The sequence below is a fragment of the Bradyrhizobium sp. CCGB20 genome, assembly GCF_024199855.1.
Classification (GTDB): Bacteria; Pseudomonadota; Alphaproteobacteria; order Rhizobiales; family Xanthobacteraceae; genus Bradyrhizobium.
The window spans coordinates 7,010,345-7,029,105 of record NZ_JANADN010000001.1 but is presented as its reverse complement, the minus strand read 5'-3'; the positions used below and the strand labels follow the sequence as shown (position 1 = coordinate 7,029,105).

Genomic DNA, 18,761 nt, shown 5'->3' with positions numbered 1-18,761 from the left:
GTCCTTTTGAGGGTGAAATGCACCTTAACTCTTCGTCTGCCTTCGTAAGCAATTGAAATTGCAACAAATACGAACGCCCTCCGAGCACACCATAACCCACAGACATCACATTAGCCTGGCGAGGTGGAAGCACGCTCGCCGAAAAGATCGCGCAAAGTCAGTCGCGATGCAGAATGTGAGTGGATGAGGCTCAATCCAGTTGCTGCGCGACGTTAAGCAGCTTCTCTCTTAGCCACTTGTGTGCTGGATCGGTCGTATGGCGTGGGTGCCAGTACATGGCCTCGTGGATGTCCGGGACAGATATTGGGGACTCCAGCAGCTTGATATCGACCGTGCCAATCAGTCTTCTGGCCGCCCGTTCCAGCACGAGGCTGATGAGCCGCGTCCCTTTGATAAGAAATGGGCTCAACAGGAAGCTTTCGACCGTCACCTCAATACGCCGTTGAACGCCAGCATTGGCAAGATGTTGGTCGGCGAGGTTCAGCTGCCGATCGTCTCCGATGCCGTAGACGAGATGCGGGAGCTCGAGAAACTGCGTCTCGCTCAATATATCGCCTGTGACGTCGGGGTGATTTGCATCGACGGCGCAGAGCCAGCGATCGCTTAGCAGCGAGGCCGTCGGATAGTCGTTCGGTCCGAAGAGTTCGATCGGCTCGATGACAATGTCCGCCTGGTTCGTCTGCAGCACGCGCGCGGCGTCGCGAGCACGAGGCAGTAGATGAATCGTCACGTTCGGAGCCTCGTTGGAGATCATCCTCACGAGCGGCGTGAGCAGGACCAACCCCGCATAGTCGGACGCACTGATCGAGAACGTCCGCGCATCGGTCGCAGGGTCGAATCCAGGACGACGCAGCAGGAGATGTTCGACCTTGCTAAGCGATTCTTTCAGCGGGACGATGAGGTCTTCCGCATTTCGCGTTAGAGCCAGATCGCGCCCAACGCGCACGAGTAATGGGTCGTGGAAGACTTCGCGCAGTCGCGCGAGAGCCGCGCTCATCGCCGATTGGCTGAGACCGATGCGCTCGCCAGCCCGGCTCACGTTGCGCTCCGTGAGGAGCGCGTCGAGTATCACAAGCAGGTTGAGGTCAATACTTCGTAGGTTCACCCCAGGCCTCCCGGTGAATGCAGCCTCGGACCGTAACAATTTGTATCGTCGTGCACTATCGGAATGAGCTCGTCCTTGCCGTATTTCGATCGGCGGCATTTCGCATGTTGCGGTTGCGAGATGTTGCCGGCGATGTGTTGGCTCTCGGCTTTTCGGCGTCCCTCGAATGGTGTCTTAAGGCGCATGAGACGGATGGATCGATCCGGCAGATAGTTGGAATACTTATTATCGATTAGACGTCGGCCAGGCGCGCCACCTAGCTTCTGTGACACGAATAAGTCGCTACGAGGCGCACCATGAATAACAACTCGGGAATTGGAAACGACCTCGGAGTTTCGCCTTCGCAGACGACTGCGGATGCGGCGGAATTCCGGGCGGCAATGCGGCACTTCGTCGGAAGCGTGAGCGTCGTGACAACTTGGCATGGCGCTAGACCCTGGGGGATGACGATCAATTCGTTTACCTCGGTCTGCACCGAGCCGCCGACGATCCTGATCTGTTTGAACAGCAAGACCGTGACCGCCGCGCACGTCCGGGAGGGCGGGCGCTTCGCGGTGAACCTCCTCACTCAGGATCAGCTTCACCTTTCGGAGCTCTGCTCGCGTCCTAGCGTCGACAAATTCATTGACGAACACGTCTTGCTATCGGCCGGCGTTTTCGGCGGAAGCGGAGTTCCGCGGCTACGCGAGGCATCGGTTGTGTTCGAATGTCGGGCAGTCGAGCAACTTGTGGTCGGAAGCCATCGCATCGCCATCGCCGCGATCGAGTGCATTCATGCGCCGGCCGCTGGTCCGCCGTTACTCTACGGACAGGGGCGCTACATGCATGGCGTCGATCTGGAGGCGCGCGCATGACGTCCGCGTCGTCCCCGAAGGAAGTCGCCAACGCGCTCTACGACGCCTACTGCAGGCACGATCACCGCGCGATCCTCGCGCTCTATTGCGATGATGCGACGCACGACGAAGTCTCGCAACTCAAGACGAAGCAAGGCCCCGCCGAGATCGCGGTGGGCATGCAGAAGCTGTTCAGCTGGCTCCCGGACGTCCGATGGGAGGTGAAGTCCATGATTGTGGGAGGGGATGGAACGGTCGCCGTCGCCTACGTCATGCGCGCGACCGCTCCGCAGAAGAACGGCACGGCTGAAGCCAAGACCATTTCGTTGCGAGGTGTTCAACTGGTTCAAGTCGAGGACGGCCGGATACGCCACAGCGAAGACTACTGGGATGCAGCGACGTTCCAGCGGCAAGTTTCCTAAGAACATGAGAAGGAGTGAGCTATGAGAACCGGTGCCGAGTATCTTCAATCTCTACGAGATGGTCGCCGCGTCTACGTCGGTGGTGAGCTAATCGAGGACGTGACCACGCATCCCATGACGAAGGGGTATGCGAATGCCATCGCCGAATACTACGATCTTCATCTTGACCCGAAGCATCAAGACATCGCGACCTTCATCGATGAGAGTGGCAAGCGTCAGTCGATGCACTGGTTCCTTCCGCGGTCAAAGGAAGATGTAGTCAAGCGCCGCCAGTACTGCGACTTCCTCTGCCGTCACTTCAAGGGCGGCATCTTCACACGGCCGCCAGCCGGCATGAACGTGGTCATGTTCACCCAGGTGGACGACCAGAAGCCTTGGTCGGACAATTCGCGCTTCAGTGGCAAGAAGCGCGATCTCTCCGGAAATATTCAGCGTCAGTGGGAGGAGGTGACGTCTCAGGATCTGGCTATCTCGCCCATGTTCCTCGACGTCCAGTTCGATCGCGGCCGTGACAATGCGATGGCCGAGACGCCAATGCTGAAGATCATCGAAGAACGCGACGACGGCATCCTTGTCCGCGGCTGGAAGGCGATCGGCACGTCCGTTCCGTTCGTCAATCATCTTCTTATTGGAAACTTGTGGCGTCCCGGCCAGACCGCGGAGCAGACTGTCTACGCGCTGGTGCCGATCGCTACCAAGGGCATCTCGGTCGTGGCCCGCAAGTCGAACGCGCAGCCGGACGCAGATCCGTACGATCGCCCGTTGGCCAGCATCGGTGACGAACTCGACGCGATGGTCTATTTCGATGACGTCCTCATTCCATGGGACCGGGTTCAGCACGTCGGCAATCCTGACCACGCGAAATGGTATCCGCAACGTCAATTCGACTGGGTGCATCTCGAAACCCAGATCCGTCACTGCGTCCATGCCGAACTGATGGTCGGCCTCGCTCTGCTCTTGACGCAGTCGCTGGGCACCAGCACCAACCCGGTCGTGGCGGCGCAGCTCGCTGAGCTCATTCGCTTCCGCGAGACCTGTCGGGCCTTCATGATCGCCGCTGAAGAGACGGGATTCGCGACGCCCGGGGGGCTGTTCAAACCGAACAATATCTACATCGACTTCGGCCGCGCCTACTATCTCGAGAACCAGGCCAAGATGGTGAACACCCTGATCGATTTCTGCGGTCGCGGTGTTGTTATCCAGCCGTCGAAGCGCGAGATGGAGGATCCATATATCGGCCCGAAACTCGCAGAGGCCCTCCGCGGTGCTGAGATCAGTGCCTACGACCGTATCAAGATCTTCCGCCAAATCAGCGAGCGATTCCTGAGCGAGTGGGGCAACCGCCATGAGATGTTCGAGAAGTTCAATGGCACGCCTCTCTATCTCATCAACTTGCTGACGATGCAGCGCACAGAGTATCAGGTCGATGGACCGCTGACCGAGCTGGCGCGGCAGGTCCTCGGCTTCGGCGACACGGCGGAACTAGGGAAGCGTGCGCAGGAAGCTGAGCAGAAGTCCCACTACGCCAGCGTCCGCTTCCAGCCTGACTACGCGAAGGCCCAGGACGTTAAGAAATCCTACATGAACGACGCGGCCGAGTAGGTGAAGCATCACCCAAGATCGCGGAAGCCCCCAGTCGGCTTTCGCGGTCCCTTCAGCAGTTTCGAAGGTGAATGATACAAGCACTTCACTTTTCTCGGCCTGCCGACACGCGTGGTGCTTGGTTCTCGGACCATCGGGTCGATCGGCTGCGAGGGCCGTCCGCCGAAGGTAATCCTGGTGGACGATGCCAGGATTTGACGTGACTTCACCAAAGATGAATTGGACAGGGAACTATGCGAAACTTTGACGAGATCACGATCACTGACGCGGTCGTCGACCGTCTTTCAGGTGCGAGCGACCGGCGAGCGGCTGAGGTCAGCGTCGCCTTGGTCCGGCATCTCCATGCTTTCGTGAGGGAGGTACGGCCGACGATCGAGGAATGGGAAAAGGGGATCGCGTTCCTGACGGATACCGGCAAAATGTGCAGTGACACCCGCCAAGAGTTCGTGCTCCTGTCAGATACGCTCGGCGTCTCGATGCTCGTGGATGCCATTAATCACGGAGCAGCCCAGGGCGTCACCGAGTCGACGGTGCTTGGGCCCTTTTACGTCGAGGGGCCACCCGAGAAAGGGCGTGGGGATAACATCTCTGGCGGTCTCGAAGGTGACCCGCTCATTGTCACAGGAACGGTGAATGCTCCGGACGGCACGCCGATCAACGGCGCCGTCGTCGATGTCTGGCATTCGGACGGCGATGGCTACTACGATGTCCAGCAACTCGGGGAGACTGGTGGCCTAGCAATGAGGGCCCGGTTCTCGACGGACGGAGATGGGAGGTTCAGTTTCTGGAGTATTAAGCCGGCGGCATATCCCATTCCTCACGATGGTCCTGTCGGAGCCATGTTAGAGAAGCAGGGACGGCATCCGTGGCGACCGGCGCACATCCACTTCATGATTTCGGCGCCTGGCTATCAGAAGCTGGTGACGCACATATTCGCGGAAGGCGACGCGTATCTCGACACCGACGTCGTCTTCGGCGTCAAGGACAGCCTGGTGCGCAAATTTGTCGAGATGCCGGCGGGGCAGGCGCCGGACGGCCTTATCCAAAACTCGCCCTTTTTCCACCTGCACTACGACTTCGGCTTGCACTTATCTTGAGGCTCGATTTTCGATAGGCGATGCCCACCAAAATGGGCACCAGCGATCAGCTCGTTCACCTTCTCCCCGTCAGGCGAAATCCAGGCGGAGCGCGAACCGCCCACGAACGAAGAGGGCACGTATCTGGTGCGGTTACTGGTGCGGCGGCGGCGCGGCAGGCAACGAGAACGAAGTAAGCTATTGATCCCGTTGGTGGGCCCGGCAGGACTCGAACCTGCAACCAGACCGTTATGAGCGGTGGGCAAACATGACCTCATACACGGCAGGGCTCTTCTTCGGCGTCTCGGGCAAAAGGCACTTATGCGCACGAAAATGCGCCGAAACTCGTTGCCCTCCACCGCCTGTCGGGTCTGTCTGTCGAGACGAAATCGCAGACAGAGAGTGACCTTGACGGGAAACCTGGCGCGAAACTCCAAGACTTGATGCCCTGGCCCTGACCTGGTGTTTCAATCCGTTTACTGGCAGTTGCCATTTGTGCCCGGTGCATGGTGCTCGCTCGGAGGATTGGCCGAGGCGCAGTCCCAAATCCTGCGCTCTCCCAACCTGGTCGCTCTTGCCGCCTGCTACTTTGCGTTTGCGCCGGTGCTGACCTTGGCAATGAGGTTTCCGACGTTTCGGAAGTTGTTGCCATCCTGACTTCTGGATGCCTTCCGTCCTGACAAAGCGAGCCTAGGGTTGCCCCGCTTCCTTCATTTTATGGCGATTGCGCTGTTGGCAGCACGGTTCATCTCAAAAGAATCGTGAATGTTGGAATGGCCGGTCTTCGCTCCTGCAATATGGTGCGGGCAGCAGTCCCTCGCCGTGTTCTGTGTATCGACCCTTCGATTCTTCCTTGGACATTTCCTGTTGACGCTCAGCTCAGGATCATTGTTGATTCAAGTGCTGATTGCGCGATGCGGCATTAGGCTCATGTCGGCCGTCGACTAGTACGTCGCTTGGTCGAAGCGGCTGGACGAGCTCGTCTCAAATGCGAGCGGTCGGAAGCGGGAGGCCACGGTGCCTGGATAGCGCGGCGTTCAGTTGCACGCACTGAGATGCGTGACGGAAACTCGGGGGGACAATGATGACACTGGGTAGGAACGCTGCGCCGATCGTCACTGATCTCGGGCGTGAGGAGAAGCCGCGTGGTTAGTGCTCAAACGCCCTTGTGGGCGAGGGTGTGGCCCGCGCTGGCTTGCGGTACCTTGGTAATCACCCCATTCGTCGGCAAGGGCGGCCTTGTCGCGACCGTTGCTGCGGTCGTTGTGCTGGGGACCGTTTTCGCGGCCGTGTACCATGCCGAAGTCGTTGCCCATCGGGTGGGTGAGCCATTTGGCACACTTGTGCTCGCCCTGGCCGTAACGATCATCGAGACGGCGCTGATTGTTTCGGTCATGATATCGTCGCCGACCGAAAAGGCAGGTTTGGCGCGCGACACGGTCTTCGCGGCTGTCATGATCGTCTGCAACGGTATCGTCGGGCTTTGCCTCCTTATGGGAGGAGCCCGCTATCGAGAGCAGGAGTTTCGAATTCAAGGGGCAAGCGCTGCGATGGGGGTCCTGGCCGCGCTTACGACGCTCACTCTGATCCTGCCAAATTTCGCAGCGCGTGAGCTCGGACCACTTTATAGCAAGCCGCAGCTCGTCTTTGCGGGACTGATTTCTCTGGTCCTCTACGGGTCCTTCGTCTTCGTGCAGACGATACGGCACCGCGACTATTTCCTTCCGGGGGTCGACGATAAGGAGGAGCACGCGCCTCCGCCGCCCAACAAGACCACGCTCGAAAGTGCCGGCCTTCTCGTCGTTTCGTTGGCGGCCGTCGTTGGCCTTGCCAAGATCCTGACACCGACGATCGAGACGGGGATAGACAACCTCAGCATGCCCGCGTCGACGGTCGGTATCATCATCGCCGCCCTGGTGCTTCTGCCGGAATGCGTCGCCGCGCTCAGGGCGGCTCGGAAGAATCGACTGCAAACCAGCCTGAATCTCGCATTGGGGTCGGCGCTCGCGACCATAGGCCTGACCATTCCCGCGGTCGCCGTCGTGTCTATCGTTCTCGGGCAGCGTCTCGAACTCGGTCTGGACGTCAAGGATCAGGTCGTACTTGCCTTGACGCTGATCCTTGGCATGATCACCCTGGGTACCGGGCGAACCACGGTTCTCCAGGGGATCGTGCATCTGGTGATCTTCGCCGTGTTCGTCTTCTTTGCTGTAGTACCCTGACGTTGGAGCGTCGCGCACGGGCGTATTCAACTCGCACGCGGAGCCGGCGATGTTTCGATTGCGATGGCGGCTGCTGATCTGCGCGGGGCTCGTCGTGCTCGGACTGCAGGCCTGCAGCGACAAGAAGCAGGAGGGCTCGGAGGACCCGGTGCGCGGGCTTCGCGCCTACAAGGTCTCCGCGAAGGCCGAAAGCCGCGTGCGCCGCTTCCCGTCGGTGTTGCAGCCGGCAGATGTCAGTAGCCTTTCATTCGAGATCGCCGGCCAATTGAAAGCGATCGCTCTCACTGTCGGCCAGAAGGTGCAGCTTGGCGACGTGCTGGCGGAAATCGATCCTCGCTCCTTGCAGACGCAGGTCGAGCAGGCAGGTGCCGGCGTGCAGCAGGCCCAAGCGCAGGCCGACAACGCGGAGGCCGATTTCCAGCGCAAGGACGAACTGCTCAAGAAGGGGGTTTCGACCCAATCCGTTTTTGATCAGGCGAGGGCCACCCTTCTGAGTACGAAGGCCCAGTTGGATCAAGCGAAGCGCCAACTCGACCTGGCAAGCCACAACCTGGAGCGAGGCAAGCTTGTCGCGCCATTTTCGGGGACCATTGCGAGGATCGAGGTCAAGTCGTTCGCGCAGATCGCAGCCGGTCAGCCGATCCTGACGTTGTACAGCGATGATCGGTTCGAGCTGTCGTTCCTGGCGCCGGCTCCCGTTTTTCAGAGCCTCGCCGTGGGGCGGGCAGTCGACGTCAAGGTCGCGGATCTACCTGATCTCGAGTTGACGGGTGAGATCAAGGAACTCGGCTCCAAAGCAGAGCAGGTATCGGCTTTTCCGGTCGTGGTCCGCCTCGAAAACAAGGTCGCTGGATTGAATGCCGGCATGTCCGTCGAGGCCTCCATCGAGGAGCCCTTGAACGGCGGCTCGGCTGGATTCCTTGTCCCGTTGGGCGTCGTCGCGCCCGAGAGCGCGAGCCAGCCGCAGGGGGCCGCGAGCGTCTTTCTCTACGACGGCGCGAGTTCGACCGTCAAAAAGCACAAGGTGATGGTCGGCGGGGTTCGGGACAACCGTCTGATCGTCACCTCGGGGCTCGCCGAGGGCGATATCGTTGCGTCCGCGGGCGTATCGTATCTCGTCGACGGCCAAAAAGTTAAGCTTCTACCCGTGCAGGAGTAAGGCCGTGAATCTTCTGACGCGGTTTGGTCTAGCGCGATCGCGGTTCACAATCGCGATTATGCTTTGCCTGATCGTCGCCGGCGTCGTTCTGTATCCGAACTTTCCGAAGCGAGAGGATCCCGTAATCGTCATCCGGACCGCGGTCGTCTCCGCGTTCTTTCCGGGAATGGCACCCGAACGCATCGAGAATCTGGTCGCCGTGCCGATCGAGCGCAAGATCCGAGAGCTCGCCGAGGTGAAGGACATCCGGACGTTGGCCGGGGAGGGCTCCGCGACCATTTACGTCGATTTGAAGGACGACGCCGGCGACGTAACGGCGACCTGGCAACGGCTCCGCGACAAGATGGGCGACGTGAAGCTGGAGCTTCCCGACGGTGTAGCCGGCCCCTTCGTCAACAGCGATTTCGGGGACGTGGCCATAGCCACCATTGCCATCACGGGAGACGGCTTTTCCCAGCGTGAGATGAAGGACGTCGCTGAGGATTTCCGCAAGAAGCTCTATCGGCTCGCCGGCATCTCGAAGATCGACATTCTTGGCGTCCAGGAGGAGCGCATCTGGCTCGAGTTGGACACCCGAAAATTGGCGTCCGTCGGCGTCCAGGTGAATGCCCTCGTCAAGGATTTGCAGGGGCAGAACGTCGTGCTTCCGTCGGGAACGATCAACGCCGACGGCACCCGGCTGTTGCTGGAGACCTCCGGAGATTTTCCCAGCGTACGAGCCATCGAAACCATGCTGACGCGGGTAGGCACCACGGACAGCCTGGTCAGGCTCGCCGATCTGGTCACCGTCCACCGGGGCTACGTCTCACCGAAATTCAAGCCGATCTACTTCAACGGACGGCCCGCGGTCGTCTTGAGCGTGGTGATGCAGCCCGATCAGGACGTGACGCAACTCGGCCGGCGGCTCCGCAGCGCGGCGCAGGATTATGAACGTCAGCTCCCGATCGGATATGTCGTCGATTTTGCGACCTACCAGGCCGAACAAGTGCGCGCTTCCGTCAGTTCGGCGCTTTCGAACGTCGGCCAGACGTTCATTGTCGTCGCCGGCCTGGTGGTCCTGTTTCTTGGACTGCGCGCTGGTCTGATCGCAGCCATGATCGTCCCGTTCGCCGTCATGTTCTCGGTCATCGGCATGCGGGTCGCCGGCATCGCGCTCGAGCAGGTGTCGATTGCTGCCATCATCATTGCCCTGGGCCTCCTGGTTGACAACGGGGTGGTCATGGTCGAGGACATCGTCAGCCGGATCGATCGGGGGACGCCGGCCGAGGCGGCAGGTCTTGCCGCTGGAGAACAATACGCACTTCCGCTGCTCATTTCCTCGATCACGACCATCGCCGCCTTTCTTCCGCTATTTCTTCTGCCCGGCTCGTCCGGCGAGTATGGCTTCTCGCTCGCGGCCGTAGTCGCCATGACGCTGGCCGGATCATGGGTCGCCGCCCTCTACATTCTGCCGGCGTTGACCGTCTGGTTTATCGGTCGCCGTACAAGCCCGCGCGATGAACGGGCGTCGTCCCCGCGTCTGCAGCGGCTCTACTGCATGGCGTTGGATCTCGCCTTGCGCTTTTCGCCGATCGTGATGGCGGTCTGCGTCGGCCTGGTCCTGCTCTCGATAAGCCTGTTCGGCAGTCTGCCGAAGCAGATGTTTCCGCTGAGCGAACGCAATCAATTCCTCGTCTACATGAATATGCCCGACGGAACGGATATTTCGCAGACCGAGGCGCAGGCATTGCGGATCTCGAAGTGGCTGGGAGACAAGACCAAAAACCCCGAAATCGGAAGCCATATCCTCTATATCGGCGACGGCGGGCCGAGGTTCTATCTGACGCTGACTCCGGTCGCGCCCGATCCCGCGTCGGCCTTCTTCCTGGTCAACGCGGCCGACTACAAAGGCGCGGTACGCGCCGCGGATCGCGCCTGGAATTATCTGTACGCCAATCACCCCGAAGCGCAGTTCAAGATCAAACGGCTGGCGATGGGATCGGTGGAATCGGGAATCGTCGACGTCGAGATATCGGGCCCAGACGGCGATCGCCTCCTTGCGCTGAGCCAGCAGGTGCGCTCGCTGTTTCGAACTGCCCCGGGGATCCGCGACAACGAGGACGATTGGGGCAACAAGCTGATTAAGGTCGTCGCGGAGATCGACCAGGACCGAGCGCGGCAGCTCGGTATCACCTCGGAAGAAATCACCCAGTTGCTGAATACGTATTTCAGTGGGGCTGCCGTATCGGTCTACCGAGAGGGCGACAATCTGATTCCGATCGTGCTCAGAGCCGGTGCCTACACGTCTGACAGTCTCGAAGGTCTGACCAGCGCTACTTTCGCGAAAAACGGAACGTTGATCCCGCTTGCGCAGGTCGCCAAACTAAAGCCGACGTTCGACTTCGCGCGCATTCGCCGCAAGAATCAGGAACGAACGATTGCGGTGACAGCCCGGAGCACCGCCTTGACGGCTGGCCAACTCCTCGCCTCGATCGATCCCGGTCTGAAAGCCTTGGATCTCGCGGGCGGGTATCACATCAACATCGGTGGCGAGATCGAGAAGAGCGCTGAAACCAGCCAGAAGCTCGTCGCAGGATTCCCGATCGCGATCGGCGTCATGGTTCTTGCGATCATCCTTCAGTTCAACTCGTTCCGCCGGACCCTCCTCACTTTCGTGAGCATCCCCCTTATCCTGATCGGCATCCCGTTTGGGCTGCTGGCTGCGGGGCAGCCGTTGTCCTTCTTCGGAACGCTCGGCATCATCAGCCTGTCCGGGATTATCATCAACAACGCCATCGTGCTGATCGATCAAATCGACATCGAGCGCGAAAGCAGACAGTTGCGCGATGCGATCGTCGTGGCGTCGGAGAAGCGTCTTCGCCCGATCCTTTTGACATCGGCGACGACTGTCCTTGGGCTGGCGCCAATGGCGTTCGCCGGAGGCGCTCTGTGGCAGCCGATGGCCGTCCTCATGATGTCCGGGCTCGCAATCGCTTCGGTGCTGACGCTGTTCTTCGTCCCGGCCGGCTATTTTCTTCTTTTCCGCTTCGAGAAGCAGTCCTAGCGAGGGGGGCGACGAATGACGCCGAACAGCAAAGACGAACCGGCCCTCGTTGACCTTGCGCTTCGGGGGGCGGCTCGCATGGCGCGTTCACTTGGGGCGTGCTGGATCGCGTGTTGGAGGAGGATGGCCTAAAGATCGCGGGGATATCCGGAACGTCCGCAGGCGCCATGAACGCAGCAGTGCTGGCGGTCTGTTTGGTCGACGGCGCCAACGCCGCGCGCGATGCTTTGGAGCGTTTCTGGCGGCGCGTGTCGCAGGCGGCGGCGTTGAGCCCGCTGCAACGCTCCCCGGTGGATCGCCTGATGGGGCGGTGGACGCTCGATACGTCGCCAGCCTATCTCGCGATGGATCTGATGAGCGTGTCTTCTCGCCCTATGATCTCAATCTGCTGGGATTTAATCCGCTGCGGGGGATACCGGCGGAAACCATCGATTTCGACCGGCTTGCCCGCTCCCCGTCTGGCACCGGAAGCTGAAAGGCTCCGTTAGCGGGTGAAATGAACCTTTCGATCCAGGTTGCTGGAATAAGCCATTGAAATCGCAGGAAATGCGAACGCCCTCCGAGCGCACCACAAACCCACGTTTGCCAGTCGACGGTATCCGCACCCGTGACACACAGAGCCACGGGGTTGATACGACCGCCTTTCAATCTTTAGCGGACGCCTGACAGCAGTCGGCCAGAGGAGACCTTGTGACCCGCAGCGGACATCGCGCCAGCGAGCGCTCTTCGTCCATGGTCCTGGGTGACCAACTTTTCAGAAGAACGGCCCCGGCGCCGGGGCTGGGGGCTGATAGAGCGCCGGAGCCGTCGCTTCTCCCTACCGAGCAGCTTCTGGAGGAATGACATCATCAGACGGAGGAACCGACGACACTGAGACGAGCCTCCCGTCACAGACAAGTGCAGTTCGTGCCATTCGATGTGCCGTAAACGGAAAGCCCCTTGTCGCTGGTGAAATCATTGGAATCAACGAAATTTGCAAATTTTCAGCCATACTATCTCTCGGGAAGCTTCATCGTTGGGACGAAAATGGCGCGCTGGAAGCAGGATTGGACCACAGAGGAAGTTCAAAAGCTTAGATCTTTGGCTGGTACCATGCCACTCATGAAGATTGCTGCGGAGCTGGACCGGACCACCGGCAGCGTGCTCGCGAAGGCAATGGAGGAGAAGCTTCCAGTGATCGTGCATGTAAGAAGTGGACGGGCCTGAGACGATGAGGAAGGCAATGCTGTCTGAGATCACCGCGCGCCCTTCCTACGGCCGTGAGGTCACGGCCTGCTAGGGCCGCGAGGCGTAACAGAGGAACGTCAATTCAGCGCGCCCGTTGAAGCTTCTCACTCGAAAGGAGGTTGTGATGAAGCTTGCCACAATTCTAGTTCTTGGTTCCCTCGCCATGGGCTCAGCGGCCAGAGCAGATCAACCCGGACCCGACTGGATGCCGATGGAGCAAGTGAAGGCTAAGGTCATGGAGTCGGGCTATTCGCAGGTCACTAAGCTTGAAGCCGACGACGGCCAATGGGAGGGCGAAGGTATCAAGAACGGACAGAAGATGGAATTTCATGCCGACCCTAAGACCGGCGTCATCGTGCGCGAAAAGCCAGACCACTAGCCCTTGAGATCATGCGAGGCGGGTTGCCGATTGTGCTGAACGACGGGGACACAATTCAGTTCGGAAACAACTTGTCCCGGATGTAGCGCGAAGTCGGTGTCAGCCGGATTCCTCGTAGCTCTCGTACCACCAGCTCGGACGGTGAACGACAAATGTCCCGCCGGCTATCGAGCCGGCGGGCTCTCCATACGCTGGCGCCTCTTCTTGGCAGATGATTGTTTTCGCTTCGAGACGACCCGCCAACCTCGGCTGACGCTCTTGCTGTACTGGGGGAATGGGCCTTTGGAATCTGGCCGCCCACCGCTGCGCCAACCGTCTTTCAAGTTCCAGAGGGACTATACTCACGTCCGACACTCCAGGTTCACGGTCCTGCCGGTTGGAGCGTCAACGCTTGTCGTGTCTCAAAGGTCCGGATGCGCCGATCGGGAGGCGTAGAGCCCGTCGTTCACACTGGGCGGGTGTCCCATCAATCCCAAATTAGAACGCTGCCGGGCTCGAAATACACGTCCCGGCAGCGTTTTATTCTCAAACTGAGCCCTGAAATCCCAGTTACCTCTAAATCTGCAATGCCCGTGCCACAGGTTTGTGACAGCGCCCGCCGTTGCGGTTTCGCTGCCAAAGTCGGTGACCTATCTGCGAGATAATCAGAGCCAGCGAGAGACGGCCCGGCTGTTGCCCGCCGAGCAGTTAGCTGTCCTATGGCCCTTATCGATCAACCCGCGCAGTCGGAGAAGGCGAAGCGTTAGCGATCCTCGTCACCTATTTATCTGCACAAGCGATCCTGTCCCGATACTCCCCGAGTGGTCGAATGTTCACAACACCTCCGCATGAATCTGAGCCACGCCACGATCCGTAATACCCAAGCTCCGCGCCGCGGCCAACGAAAGGTCGAGGACACGACCGCGGACGAACGGACCGCGGTCATTGACTATGACGATGACGCTTCGGCTTCCGTGGGTGACGCGCAACTTGGTGCCGAAGGGCAGGCGGCGGTGCGCTGCTGTTAGCCGATTACGATCAAACGATGAACCGCTCGCTGTCTTGCCTTTGGAATAAGAATAGTAGGAGGCCGAGCCGGAGAAGACTCGATTCGGAGAGGGAGCTCCTGAACGATCTTTCGAGGGCTCTTCCGAAGTGTGAGGTTGCGTTTGCTGTGTGGTCGAAGGTTGCGTTTGTGTTTCGTCCTTCTTTGTCTGGTCGCTTCCTTCAAGAGCCGGCTCCGCGCGAGCTCTTGGAATGATGGACCACCTGTCATCGAAGTTTTGTCCGACAGCAGGAGTTGAGTAGATCGCCATCCAAGCTGGGATTGTTGCAATCGCGATCATTCTCCAAAGAACTTGCATGATCGGCCTCACGCACAAATGAAACTGATGGACAATGCGAACTCATCTCCTTGTGTTCCTGCACGCGCATCCACGTGCAGAACAAAGGTGATGCATACCGATAGTTCGATGCGTGGTTGCGAGAGTGTTTAGGCGCAGCGCAGCAAGCAGCCATCGTGCTGCGACGCATCACGCCGTAGAAGCTGCAAAACCGAAGGCACAAATCATATTAGCCTCCAGCATCCGCTGCTTGGCTTCTACTCCGGTGATGCAGTCTTTTGATCTCGAAATTGCTCAAGCTTCGCTATTGCATTGGCCGCCAGCACGCCCCGTCTGACGAGGTAGAGATCGATCACCTTCCGCGCCTTGTCGACGCTCCAGCATAGCGCCGCGGCGATCTCCGGGGCCATTGCGCCGGCCTCAGCGAGCAGCGTCGCGGCTGTGCCGCGGTTGTCGTCGAAGTTGGCCAGCGCTCTTTGACGCATTCGGCGTTCTTGTCGTTGGCTTCGGCCTCGACCTGGAAGGGCCGTACATTCCTTCTCCTCGACGCCAAGAGCGGAGAGCGATCAACGGCGCGCCAATGTATATCCAATCAGCATGGCGATTCCGAGCGATGCGAGCGGAGCCTCGCGCGTTAGGTTGCTGACGATGGCCTTCCACTGCCAGGCGGCTTGCCATCGCCGAGCCCCTCGCGGACATCGCGTGCGACCTCGCGGACCGTTTCGTTGGCGGCAGCGAAAGTTGAGGTTTGGGTTTGGGATGGCGTGTCAGTCATGGCGTCCTCCTCGAGCGACAATGAACCGTGGAGAGCCAGGTTCCTCTAAAACTGACGGGGTCTTCTGTGCCTTTCCGTGTGCGACAAGACTGCAGTTCGTCTCGAGCTTTAGGAACGAGGCAATAACACAACGTGTTGTCAGAGGAAGTGGCGGCGGAGCCTCGCAATGATCAGCGTGTCAAGGAAAGATCTGGAGCTGATCGCACTGCAGGAGATCCGGAGCTTTCCGGGGGGCGAATTGGTCATCGCGGTCGAAATCGAATGCGACGAAGGTTATCCGAACGACATGAATTGGCGTTTGGACGTTACTGCGGCCGATAACGCCGACATAGATCGCATCGAGTATGCCGCTCGGACGACAACCGCAAGATTAAAACATCGATACGTTTTCCGGAGGCACTGAAGATCGATCGCGAGAACTTCTTGAGCAAGGTTTGCGCGGCTTTTGACCCATAGTGGACATTGAGCCCACGAACACGACTAGAGTTCGAGCAGGTCTCGCCCAGCTATAATATCGCCAGAGAACGTTTTACGAGCCTCATCCACGAAAACCTGGTCGGCCACAGCAGGGACAAAATGACTTAGGACCAGTGTTTTGACGCCCGCGGCTTGAGCGACTTCGCCCGCCTGTTCGACGGTGAGAGCGTTCCCTGAAATGCTCTTGAAAAGATCAGCCGCAGTATCCTTGTCGAACCTGCCGGCCTGCACAGCTTGGTCGAGCACCTTGCGCGTTCCCGGGAGATACTGCGCCTCGCATACGAATATGTCGGCGCCCTTGGCAAGATCGATCAGAGCGTCGGTCTTTCGGGTATTCCCTGAGAAAACGACCGAACGATCAGCCGTGTCAAAACGATATGACAACGCAACTGGAAGCGGAGGATGGTCTGCCAACACGCATGAGACCTTTACCTGGTCGTCCTGCATCACAACTCCAGCGGACACCACCTCATGCGGAAAAAGCATCGCCCTGGGATCGGGCTTCTTTTCATCGCGCATTCGCAGTGTTCCTCAACACCTTAAATGAGATGCATCGGCTGGTATTTCCGGAGATACCAACTGCGGCACGAAGCTCGGCTTTCAGCTAGACGTATTTGATTTGCGCGAAGCGGGAGAAGTGCCTCGCGCCATTGCCGCTGCAAAAACCCAGAAAGCAGAGGCCCTGGACATATTTAGTGACCCAATATTTTCCGTTCCGTCGAACCGTGTACCCGATCTCGCGGTAAAGGCCGGCTTACCATCGATCTCCTTCGACCCCGGCCTTTGCGCGAGCGGGTGGACTGATTTCCTACGGCCGGACTTTCTTGCCTTGTCTCGAATCGGGGCACACTATGCCGACCGAATGCTGAAGGGCGCCAAAGCGGCCGAGCTTCCTATTGAGCAGGCCACCAAATACCTGCTTGTCATTAATCTCAAGACCGCGAAAGCGCTCGGTATCGAAATCCCGGCGAACGTTCTCACGCGCGCGGACGAGGTGATTGAATAAGGCTTGTCACTTCGGTTTTGGCCCCAAGCCGAACAACGCTCAAACCATTAAGATGTCGGCTGTGGGAGGTAGACGAGACGCTGGGCGGCCCCGGCGTCCACCGCCGCTTATGACCCATGGCGGGCTACGGGTGGCTTATTGTTTTGCCAGGGAAGAATCATCCCTCCGGTCCGGGAATGAAGCAGCGCCACAGAGGAGTCATTCTTCCGTCGGCGTAGGACGGCCACCACCAAACCATCGCCCTGCCGCTGAGGTTCTGCCGGTTGAGCACGACAGAGTTTGGCACGTCAAACCATTGCCCGGGTTCGTTTGGCCGATGCGGATGCTTCAGAAGGACTCTATAGCCATTTTTTGCCATATCCCACTCGGCCACCGCATATTGGCCGTCCCCACCATCACAGCACGACTCACCTGCCTTGTTCTTGAGACTTTTGAACCAAGCGTTCAGTTTTGGTCGCATCAGGTCATGTGAATAGGCTGTGTTGATGCCGAAAAATGCGACCGTACACAATCCCACCGTGCGCGCTATCGTCAATCGATAAAGATGCGCCGGGCGTCCATTGGAACTGGTCATGGAAACCTCCGTTTCCCAGCCCATTTGCGTGGGTCGTCGGAACCGCGCGAAGGTTCAGCCAGAAGTGCACGCCGTTAGAGGTGCCGATCACTTCCTCGGCAGGATATTGCTTTTTTGCGTGACGCCGAGTCAATTTCGCCTCTTGGCCCAAATGCGAAGTCCGAGGGGACCGCCAAACAGTCTGCATAATCGGGGGTAACCGGAAACGGCGATGCGCCCGCGCGTAATAGCCTCTGCGCTCGCGGCCGGTTGTTCAAGGGCGTCCGACAAGCAACGGCAGCACGTCTGCACCGCCGGCCATGAGCGGATTCGACGGCTCGAAACGTTCCCGCAGTTCTCGCTTCCGGACGAGTGAGCGCGCATCGAGAAACGCATCCTTCAGGCTGACGGCTTTCCGGAGCGCGACGTTGAAAAACGCGTCGCCAAAATAGGTCCACTTGGCCTTGTCCTGGCAGCCGAACGACGGATGCTTGTCATCGGCCGCGGTGATGACCAACACATCGGGAGTCGCCAGGCGCGGGATAAAAACCCCGGAATAACAAGCCGAGATGACCACCACCTTGTGTCGCACACCTGTCTTCGCGAGCATATCGCGGAGACGAGATGGTGTGAGCGTTTCTGTGAGCCGCCCCGCCTTGATTGCAAGGCCATCAGGAGAACCATGCGAGGTGAGAATCAAAAAGAGAACATCTTTCTCGGGATCCAAGCGGCTGGCTGCCGTCTGCAACGACTTGGTCAGAGCTTCGATCGTTGCACTTCCCCCTTTCTTGGAATTGTACTCCACGTTGATTGGTCCAGTCTCGAAACGGCCGGCCACGACCTGAGCCGCGCCGGTCGCCTCGGATCTGAACACGCCTTGATCCCCGTACAGGCCAAAGGACACCACGCCAACCTTTCCAGCGCCCTCAATAGCATGTACCGGAGGAACCAACGGCCAGATGGTCAGAAAAAAAGCGACGAGCGGCGCGCCGAACCGCCTGATCGAGGACCTGGAGGTCATCGCGAACCTCGTTTCGAGATCGCCGCCACAGAACTGCGGCTCAACACAAAATAGCGGAAAGCCAGTGAATTTCCATCCTTCGGAATGGCACGTGCGCGGATATGGCCCGAAGCCCCCGAAAGGGACGGGCAGAGCATGTCCGTTCCGCCCCAATAGTTCAGACGTCAATTTGTTCTGCTATTGCGAGCGCGTTCCGCGTAAGGGCGACTTTGACGTGCTTCACCAGCGAACCTTTCCTGCCTGCGCGGCGTAAATATGTCCGCGGTGCGGGTAGCTCTCCGCCGGATTCCAACTGTCGAATGTGGTCCCGCAGACGCAGCGCATCAGCGTGTTTCTGATCTCGCTGTCGAGCTTCTCGCCCCGTGCGCGCCTGGCCGCCATATCGGCGCGCCAATCGCGATCGTGGCGCCACTTGGCAAAGGCGTCATCCGGAACGGTCGGGAGCAAGTCGGTCCAAGCAGCGTCGAAGGCGGCCCGAGCGAGTTCGAAAGTCTCGGCCGTTCCATCGCTGTGCTGGCCCGGGTGAAGGCCGGGATATA

17 protein-coding genes and 2 pseudogenes are annotated in these 18,761 nt (G+C 59.3%); 13 read left to right on the top strand and 6 right to left on the bottom strand.

Annotated features, from left to right (window positions below; genetic code table 11):
* Nucleotides 1–190 precede the first annotated feature (190 nt).
* Nucleotides 191–1,105: a LysR family transcriptional regulator gene (locus NLM15_RS32875; RefSeq protein WP_254117113.1), complete on the bottom strand. Its 915-nt coding sequence runs from the start codon at nucleotides 1,103–1,105 to the stop codon at nucleotides 191–193.
* Between the two features lie 296 nt (nucleotides 1,106–1,401).
* On the opposite strand from NLM15_RS32875, the gene NLM15_RS32870 reads away from it, so the two are divergent.
* The 11 genes and pseudogenes from NLM15_RS32870 (at nucleotide 1,402) to NLM15_RS32825 (ending at nucleotide 13,068) form a co-directional block, all read left to right on the top strand.
* The gene (locus NLM15_RS32870) at nucleotides 1,402–1,959 is read left to right on the top strand and encodes a flavin reductase family protein (RefSeq protein WP_254117114.1); all 558 of its coding nucleotides are present in this window, start codon (nucleotides 1,402–1,404) and stop codon (nucleotides 1,957–1,959) included.
* Nucleotides 1,956–2,360, top strand: a complete 405-nt coding sequence (locus NLM15_RS32865; protein WP_254117115.1) for a nuclear transport factor 2 family protein — start codon at nucleotides 1,956–1,958, stop codon at nucleotides 2,358–2,360. Before NLM15_RS32870 ends, NLM15_RS32865 begins: the two co-directional genes overlap by 4 nt.
* Nucleotides 2,361–2,381: 21 nt before the next feature.
* A complete protein-coding gene (locus NLM15_RS32860) occupies nucleotides 2,382–3,962 on the top strand; it encodes a 4-hydroxyphenylacetate 3-hydroxylase family protein (RefSeq protein WP_254117116.1) in 1,581 nt (526 codons plus the stop codon).
* A 233-nt stretch (nucleotides 3,963–4,195) separates the two neighbouring features.
* Nucleotides 4,196–5,059: an intradiol ring-cleavage dioxygenase gene (locus tag NLM15_RS32855; protein WP_254117117.1), complete on the top strand. Its 864-nt coding sequence runs from the start codon at nucleotides 4,196–4,198 to the stop codon at nucleotides 5,057–5,059.
* A 441-nt stretch (nucleotides 5,060–5,500) separates the two neighbouring features.
* Nucleotides 5,501–5,986: pseudogene (opgC, locus tag NLM15_RS44105) on the top strand (OpgC domain-containing protein).
* Nucleotides 5,987–6,183: 197 nt separating this feature from the next.
* Nucleotides 6,184–7,260, top strand: a complete 1,077-nt coding sequence (locus NLM15_RS32850) for a calcium:proton antiporter (protein WP_254121923.1) — start codon at nucleotides 6,184–6,186, stop codon at nucleotides 7,258–7,260.
* A gap of 49 nt (nucleotides 7,261–7,309) precedes the next feature.
* On the top strand, nucleotides 7,310–8,419 hold the full coding sequence (locus tag NLM15_RS32845) for an efflux RND transporter periplasmic adaptor subunit (protein ID WP_254121921.1): 1,110 nt from the start codon (nucleotides 7,310–7,312) through the stop codon (nucleotides 8,417–8,419).
* Nucleotides 8,420–8,423: 4 nt separating this feature from the next.
* The gene (locus NLM15_RS32840) at nucleotides 8,424–11,462 is read left to right on the top strand and encodes an efflux RND transporter permease subunit (RefSeq protein WP_309144952.1); all 3,039 of its coding nucleotides are present in this window, start codon (nucleotides 8,424–8,426) and stop codon (nucleotides 11,460–11,462) included.
* 15 nt (nucleotides 11,463–11,477) lie between these two features.
* A pseudogene (locus NLM15_RS32835) lies at nucleotides 11,478–11,919 on the top strand (patatin-like phospholipase family protein); the annotation flags it as partial.
* Between the two features lie 482 nt (nucleotides 11,920–12,401).
* Nucleotides 12,402–12,668 (top strand): hypothetical protein, encoded by a 267-nt coding sequence (locus NLM15_RS32830; RefSeq protein ID WP_254121919.1) that lies wholly within the window; start codon nucleotides 12,402–12,404, stop codon nucleotides 12,666–12,668.
* Nucleotides 12,669–12,813: 145 nt separating this feature from the next.
* The gene (locus NLM15_RS32825; protein ID WP_254121917.1) at nucleotides 12,814–13,068 is read left to right on the top strand and encodes a PepSY domain-containing protein; all 255 of its coding nucleotides are present in this window, start codon (nucleotides 12,814–12,816) and stop codon (nucleotides 13,066–13,068) included.
* An 812-nt stretch (nucleotides 13,069–13,880) separates the two neighbouring features.
* On the opposite strand, the gene NLM15_RS32820 is transcribed toward NLM15_RS32825, so the two are convergent.
* A complete protein-coding gene (locus tag NLM15_RS32820; protein WP_254121915.1) occupies nucleotides 13,881–14,411 on the bottom strand; it encodes a septal ring lytic transglycosylase RlpA family protein in 531 nt (176 codons plus the stop codon).
* 236 nt (nucleotides 14,412–14,647) lie between these two features.
* Nucleotides 14,648–14,875 (bottom strand): hypothetical protein, encoded by a 228-nt coding sequence (locus NLM15_RS32815; RefSeq protein ID WP_254121913.1) that lies wholly within the window; start codon nucleotides 14,873–14,875, stop codon nucleotides 14,648–14,650.
* Between the two features lie 456 nt (nucleotides 14,876–15,331).
* Between NLM15_RS32815 and NLM15_RS32810 the strand changes: the two genes are divergently transcribed.
* On the top strand, nucleotides 15,332–15,568 hold the full coding sequence (locus tag NLM15_RS32810) for a hypothetical protein (protein WP_254121911.1): 237 nt from the start codon (nucleotides 15,332–15,334) through the stop codon (nucleotides 15,566–15,568).
* 77 nt (nucleotides 15,569–15,645) lie between these two features.
* Here NLM15_RS32810 and NLM15_RS32805 read toward each other — a convergent pair whose 3' ends face one another.
* Entirely contained in the window at nucleotides 15,646–16,161 is a 516-nt protein-coding gene (locus NLM15_RS32805) for an MBL fold metallo-hydrolase (RefSeq protein WP_254121909.1), read from the bottom strand.
* 43 nt (nucleotides 16,162–16,204) lie between these two features.
* On the opposite strand from NLM15_RS32805, the gene NLM15_RS32800 reads away from it, so the two are divergent.
* Nucleotides 16,205–16,648 (top strand): ABC transporter substrate binding protein, encoded by a 444-nt coding sequence (locus tag NLM15_RS32800; protein ID WP_309143658.1) that lies wholly within the window; start codon nucleotides 16,205–16,207, stop codon nucleotides 16,646–16,648.
* A gap of 157 nt (nucleotides 16,649–16,805) precedes the next feature.
* Here NLM15_RS32800 and NLM15_RS32795 read toward each other — a convergent pair whose 3' ends face one another.
* Nucleotides 16,806–17,222: a hypothetical protein gene (locus NLM15_RS32795; protein WP_254121906.1), complete on the bottom strand. Its 417-nt coding sequence runs from the start codon at nucleotides 17,220–17,222 to the stop codon at nucleotides 16,806–16,808.
* A 253-nt stretch (nucleotides 17,223–17,475) separates the two neighbouring features.
* Nucleotides 17,476–18,222 (bottom strand): C13 family peptidase, encoded by a 747-nt coding sequence (locus NLM15_RS32790; RefSeq protein WP_254121904.1) that lies wholly within the window; start codon nucleotides 18,220–18,222, stop codon nucleotides 17,476–17,478.
* Nucleotides 18,223–18,761: the final 539 nt, after the last annotated feature.

Excerpts from the sequence above, each read along its gene's own strand:
- NLM15_RS32870 (WP_254117114.1), top strand. The coding sequence starts at position 1,402 with ATGAATAACAACTCGGGAATTGGAAACGACCTCGGAGTTTCGCCTTCG.
- NLM15_RS32865 (WP_254117115.1), top strand. The coding sequence starts at position 1,956 with ATGACGTCCGCGTCGTCCCCGAAGGAAGTCGCCAACGCGCTCTACGAC.
- NLM15_RS32860 (WP_254117116.1), top strand. The coding sequence starts at position 2,382 with ATGAGAACCGGTGCCGAGTATCTTCAATCTCTACGAGATGGTCGCCGC.
- NLM15_RS32855 (WP_254117117.1), top strand. The coding sequence starts at position 4,196 with ATGCGAAACTTTGACGAGATCACGATCACTGACGCGGTCGTCGACCGT.
- NLM15_RS32845 (WP_254121921.1), top strand. The coding sequence starts at position 7,310 with ATGTTTCGATTGCGATGGCGGCTGCTGATCTGCGCGGGGCTCGTCGTG.
- NLM15_RS32825 (WP_254121917.1), top strand. The coding sequence starts at position 12,814 with ATGAAGCTTGCCACAATTCTAGTTCTTGGTTCCCTCGCCATGGGCTCA.
- NLM15_RS32820 (WP_254121915.1), bottom strand. The coding sequence starts at position 14,411 with ATGCAAGTTCTTTGGAGAATGATCGCGATTGCAACAATCCCAGCTTGG.
- NLM15_RS32815 (WP_254121913.1), bottom strand. The coding sequence starts at position 14,875 with ATGCGTCAAAGAGCGCTGGCCAACTTCGACGACAACCGCGGCACAGCC.
- NLM15_RS32810 (WP_254121911.1), top strand. The coding sequence starts at position 15,332 with ATGATCAGCGTGTCAAGGAAAGATCTGGAGCTGATCGCACTGCAGGAG.
- NLM15_RS32805 (WP_254121909.1), bottom strand. The coding sequence starts at position 16,161 with ATGCGCGATGAAAAGAAGCCCGATCCCAGGGCGATGCTTTTTCCGCAT.
- NLM15_RS32795 (WP_254121906.1), bottom strand. The coding sequence starts at position 17,222 with ATGACCAGTTCCAATGGACGCCCGGCGCATCTTTATCGATTGACGATA.
- NLM15_RS32790 (WP_254121904.1), bottom strand. The coding sequence starts at position 18,222 with ATGACCTCCAGGTCCTCGATCAGGCGGTTCGGCGCGCCGCTCGTCGCT.